The sequence below is a fragment of the Streptomyces sp. KLMMK genome (assembly GCF_036961605.1).
Lineage (GTDB): Bacteria > Actinomycetota > Actinomycetes > Streptomycetales > Streptomycetaceae > Streptomyces > Streptomyces telluris.
The window spans coordinates 1-4,460 of record NZ_JBAMDC010000475.1 but is presented as its reverse complement, the minus strand read 5'-3'; the positions used below and the strand labels follow the sequence as shown (position 1 = coordinate 4,460).

General features: G+C 70.0%; 6 protein-coding genes. 5 read left to right on the top strand and 1 reads right to left on the bottom strand.

The window, feature by feature from the left end:
* The first annotated feature begins 226 nt into the window (after positions 1 to 226).
* The 4 genes from V7793_RS33945 to V7793_RS33930 all read left to right on the top strand — a co-directional run bounded on the left by V7793_RS33945 (position 227) and on the right by V7793_RS33930 (position 2,935).
* Complete coding sequence (locus V7793_RS33945; RefSeq protein WP_336013542.1) at positions 227 to 940, top strand: LmeA family phospholipid-binding protein; 714 nt, start codon at positions 227 to 229, stop codon at positions 938 to 940.
* Positions 941 to 1,384: 444 nt separating this feature from the next.
* Positions 1,385 to 2,227, top strand: a complete 843-nt coding sequence (locus tag V7793_RS33940) for a sulfurtransferase (RefSeq protein ID WP_336013541.1) — start codon at positions 1,385 to 1,387, stop codon at positions 2,225 to 2,227.
* Between the two features lie 37 nt (positions 2,228 to 2,264).
* Entirely contained in the window at positions 2,265 to 2,552 is a 288-nt protein-coding gene (locus V7793_RS33935; RefSeq protein WP_058045696.1) for a DUF1416 domain-containing protein, read from the top strand.
* 125 nt (positions 2,553 to 2,677) lie between these two features.
* Positions 2,678 to 2,935 carry a DUF3099 domain-containing protein gene (locus V7793_RS33930; RefSeq protein ID WP_336013540.1) on the top strand — a complete coding sequence of 86 codons (258 nt, stop codon included), beginning with the start codon at positions 2,678 to 2,680 and terminating at the stop codon, positions 2,933 to 2,935.
* Between the two features lie 10 nt (positions 2,936 to 2,945).
* Here V7793_RS33930 and V7793_RS33925 read toward each other — a convergent pair whose 3' ends face one another.
* Positions 2,946 to 3,311: a DsrE family protein gene (locus V7793_RS33925; protein ID WP_190022265.1), complete on the bottom strand. Its 366-nt coding sequence runs from the start codon at positions 3,309 to 3,311 to the stop codon at positions 2,946 to 2,948.
* Between the two features lie 289 nt (positions 3,312 to 3,600).
* Between V7793_RS33925 and V7793_RS33920 the strand changes: the two genes are divergently transcribed.
* Complete coding sequence (locus V7793_RS33920) at positions 3,601 to 4,197, top strand: FABP family protein (protein WP_336013539.1); 597 nt, start codon at positions 3,601 to 3,603, stop codon at positions 4,195 to 4,197.
* Positions 4,198 to 4,460: the final 263 nt, after the last annotated feature.

Below are 4,460 nucleotides of genomic sequence, written 5' to 3'. Positions count from 1 at the left end.
CCCTGGCCGGCCTGCGCGTGGCGAGCTACGACTACCCGTCGCGGTTCGTGCACATGACGGCGGGCGTGGCCCTGCCGCTGGCGGCCGCGGCCCCGGCGGTCTACGTGCTCGGCCGCGTCCTGGGCTGATCGCCCGTCCCTCCCGCCGCAGCGGTCCGGTTAGGCTCCATCGCATTGCAAGGGCAGTGCAGGAGCCTGACCGAGACCGGGGGAGCTGGAGAGACCGAATGCGCGCGATACGCATAACCCTGATCATCGCGGTGATATTGGGGGCCCTTTTCGTGGGCGCCGACCGCATCGCCGTCTACTTCGCCGAGGAGCAGGCGGCGGAGAAGATCCGCAGCAGTCAGGGGCTGACCGGCACCCCCGAGGTCTCCATCAAGGGATTCCCCTTCCTCACGCAGATCGCCGGCTCCTCCCTGGAGGAGGTCGAGGTCAAGCTCGACGGCGCGACCGCGAGCTCGGGCGGGCAGTCGATCCGGGTGTCGGGCTTCGACGCCAAGCTGCAGGACGTGAAGATCGACAGCAGCTTCTCCTCCGCCGTCGCGAGCCGGGCGACGGGCACGGCGCACCTGTCGTACGAGGACCTCAGCAAGGCCACCAACGACCCCACGGTGAAGGTCGGCTTCGGCGGCCAGGGCGCCGCCGGCAAGAGCCAGGTCAAGGTGACCGGCAAGGTGCAGCTCGCGGGGCTGCCCATCGAGCGCAGCGTCATCTCCACGGTCACGATCGTCAACGGCGACACCGTCCGGGTGCGGGCGGACCAGATCCCCGACGAGGCCCAGGCCTTCCCCGGCCTGGAGCGGGCGATCCGCCAGAAGACGGACTTCGACCGGCGCATCAGCGGCCTGCCGAAGGGCATCAAGCTGGACAAGGTCGTGGCGACGCAGGACGGTGTGGACATCACGCTGACCGGTTCGAACGTCAACCTGGCGGGCTGACCGGACGGTTCCTCCACCGGCCGTCCGCCGGGTCCACGCACCGAGACGCGATGTCCGGAAGGCAGACTCCCCGGCGACGCGGGCGCCAGGGGCGGTACGCGACCACCCCTACGGCGCCCTCCCGGCGCCCCTCCGGGCCTCCTGTCTCAACATCCGGAAGATCTCGTCTCACTATCCAACACACCGGTGACACGCCAACTCCCCGTCCCTACGATCGTGGGCATGAAGCGACAGGCGGACCTCACGAAGCGGCGGGCAGTCGACCTGTGCCGCGTCGCCGCCATGCTCTGTCGTCATGTCTGACGGGAAACGCTCCCCTCGTTCACGGGAAGTCCTCCCCCGTCTCGTCTCCCACCCCACCCGCTGCGCAGCGCCGCGCGCTCCCCTCGCCGCGCGCCCAGCAAGCGTTTGCGCATATCCGCAACTGCCCCGGAGGAGAACAGCATGAGCCGCAGTGACGTCCTGGTGGACGCCGACTGGGTACAGGCCCGCATCGACGCAGGCGACCCGAAGACCGTCATCGTGGAGGTCGACGAGGACACGTCCGCGTACGACAAGAACCACATCAAGAGCGCCGTCCGGATCGACTGGAAGAGCGACCTGCAGGACCCCGTCCGCCGTGACTTCGTGGACCAGGCCGGCTTCGAGGAGCTGCTCTCCTCGAAGGGCATCGCCAACGACGACACCGTCGTCCTCTACGGCGGCAACAACAACTGGTTCGCCGCGTACGCCTACTGGTACTTCAAGCTCTACGGCCACCAGGACGTGAAGCTCCTCGACGGCGGCCGCAAGAAGTGGGAGCTGGACTCGCGCGACCTGGTCGCCGAGGTCCCCCAGCGCCCCCGCACCGCCTACGAGGCGAAGCCCCAGGACGCCTCCATCCGCGCCTTCCGCGACGACGTCGTGGCGGCCATCGGCTCGCTCAACCTGGTCGACGTCCGCTCCCCCGACGAGTTCAGCGGCAAGCTGCTCGCCCCGGCCCACCTCCCGCAGGAGCAGTCGCAGCGCCCCGGCCACGTGCCGACCGCGCGCAACATCCCGTGGTCGAAGTCGGCCAACGACGACGGCACCTTCAAGTCGGACGAGGAGCTGACGGCGCTCTACGAGGGCGAGGGCGTGGACCTGTCGAAGGACACCATCGCCTACTGCCGGATCGGTGAGCGCTCCGCGCACACCTGGTTCGTGCTGCACGAGCTGCTCGGTCAGCAGAACGTCAGGAACTACGACGGCTCCTGGACCGAGTACGGCTCCCTGGTCGGCGTGCCGATCGAGCTCGGCGCCAACTGACACGTCTCCCCTGCAACAGGCAACAGAAGGAACGCTTATGTGTGGAGCAAAGGCCGGCGGCCCCGACGCCTCGACCGCCAAGCCCGGTGAGACCACGATCCAGGGCTCGGTGACCCGTGACGGCCAGCCCGTCACCGGCTACGTGCGCCTGCTGGACGCGACCGGCGAGTTCACCGCCGAGGTGCCCACGTCCGCGACCGGGCAGTTCCGCTTCTACGCGGCGGAGGGCACGTGGACGCTGCGCGCGCTGGTGCCCGGCGCGACGGCCGACCGCAAGGTCGTGGCGCAGCAGGGCGGCCTGACCGAGGTCGCCATCGCCGTCTGACGACGGGCGTCGCAGGACGCCGCCGACGGCCGGAGGGCCGCACCCCGGGGTTGGACGCCTTGGAGGGGTGCGGCCCTCCGCGCCGTCGGCTTACCGCCACGGGCCCACCGCCGTACCGTGGACTTATGTACGCGCGGCGGCGCCATCTGTACTTCGCCATGATGGGCACCTGCATCGGACTGTTCGTCCTGGCCTGGGCCGTCGTACGCCTGTGGTCCGTGCCCGCCGCGGTGGGCATGTGCCTGTTCGCCATGGTCATCCCGCCGGTCGCCGCCATCGTCGCCAACCGGCGCGGGCCCGACGACCGCTGGTGGGACGACCCCTCCGGCGATCCGAAGTCGGACGAGTGGTGGGACGAGCTCGACGGCAAGAAGCGGTACTAGCCTCCGGCGTCTAGTAGACGAGCGCCTGCACGCCGTCCGCCATCGCCTCCTGGACGAACACCTGGGCACCGGCGATGCGCGCGCCCTCGATCAGGTCCTTCTCCTCGATGTCGCGGCGCGCCGCGCACTGCGTGCACACCGTGATCATGCCGCCGCCTACGCGGATGCCCTCGATGAGGTCCGGCAGGGGCGCCGCGTGCGGCAGCTCGAACTCCGCCGCGCGCCCCGGCAGGGCGAACCACGACGACTCACCGGTCAGCCACAGCGACACCTCGACGCCGCTCGCGACGGCGACGGCCGCCACCGTGAACGCCTGGGAACACCGCTCGGGCGCGTCCGCGCCCGCCGTCACCTTGATCACCAGCTTCTTGGCCATGCCAGGCACTCTAGCCCTGCGGCCGCAAGGCCGGGCGGGCACGATCCACCTCACAGCGCCGCCGGAACGGGGGCCGACTAGACTCGTGACCGGTCCGTACACCCGTGACCGGTCCGTACACCCTCACTCCCGACGAGGAGCGCGCTCGTGCTTGAGGCAGTCTTCACCACCCTGCTCGTCCTGGTCGCCGTCGGCGTTCTCGCGTTCGCCGGCCTGACCTGGAAGAAGCTGTACCAGGGCCAGCGCTGACCCGCCCCGTTGTCCGCTCTCGCACAGATCGTCTGAGCCCATGATCGAGATTCCGTCCGACCTCCACCCGGACCTCGTCCCCCTCGCCTTCCTCCTCGGTAAGTGGGAGGGTGCGGGCGTCGCCGACTTCCCGGGTGCCGAGAAGTGCAACTTCGGGCAGGAGGTCGTCTTCAGCCACGACGGCCGTGACTTCCTGGAGTACACGTCGCACAGCTGGGTGCTCGACGCCGAGGGCAGGATGGTGCGCCCGCTGGAGAGCGAGACCGGATTCTGGCGGATCGACAAGGACCGCAAGGTCGAGATCGTCATGGTCCGCGACCAGGGCGTCGCCGAGGTCTGGTACGGCGAGCTGGCCGACCAGAAGCCGCAGATCGACCTGGCCACCGACGCGGTCGCGCGGACGGAGGCGTCCGGCCCGTACAGCGGCGGCAAGCGCCTGTACGGCTACGTCAAGGGCGACCTGATGTGGGTCGGCGAGAAGGCCACCCCCGAGGTGCCGCTGCGCCCCTACATGTCGGCGCACCTGAAGAAGATCGCCGACCAGAAGAGCCTCCAGGAGTGGGCGGCAAGCCTGCCCGAGGACGCCCCCGACGGCGTCTCCTTCTACAACCCGGACGGCACGCCCTACACCGGCTGAGCCGCAGGGCCCACAACTTCACAGCGCCCCGTGGGGGAAGTCCGGTCGAATTCCGGCGCTGACCCGCAACGGTGGACGGAAGGCCCTTCGGGGCCTTTTCCGTGAGCCCGATCACCCACGGCGGCGCACGCTCCCCGCACAACTCGCCGTGGACTGCGAGGGGACCACCCGGGCACCCGCACGACCGCCTTCGCCTCGGGCCGCTCCTCCGTACGCAGGGACGCGGCCCGAGGCGAAGGCGTACGCACCCCGTGTCAACAGAT

What these genes read in the sequence shown, in the direction of transcription:
- V7793_RS33920 (WP_336013539.1), top strand. Translation starts at nt 3,601, where the DNA reads ATGATCGAGATTCCGTCCGACCTCCACCCGGACCTCGTCCCCCTCGCC.
- V7793_RS33935 (WP_058045696.1), top strand. Translation starts at nt 2,265, where the DNA reads ATGTGTGGAGCAAAGGCCGGCGGCCCCGACGCCTCGACCGCCAAGCCC.
- V7793_RS33930 (WP_336013540.1), top strand. Translation starts at nt 2,678, where the DNA reads ATGTACGCGCGGCGGCGCCATCTGTACTTCGCCATGATGGGCACCTGC.
- V7793_RS33945 (WP_336013542.1), top strand. Translation starts at nt 227, where the DNA reads ATGCGCGCGATACGCATAACCCTGATCATCGCGGTGATATTGGGGGCC.
- V7793_RS33925 (WP_190022265.1), bottom strand. Translation starts at nt 3,311, where the DNA reads ATGGCCAAGAAGCTGGTGATCAAGGTGACGGCGGGCGCGGACGCGCCC.
- V7793_RS33940 (WP_336013541.1), top strand. Translation starts at nt 1,385, where the DNA reads ATGAGCCGCAGTGACGTCCTGGTGGACGCCGACTGGGTACAGGCCCGC.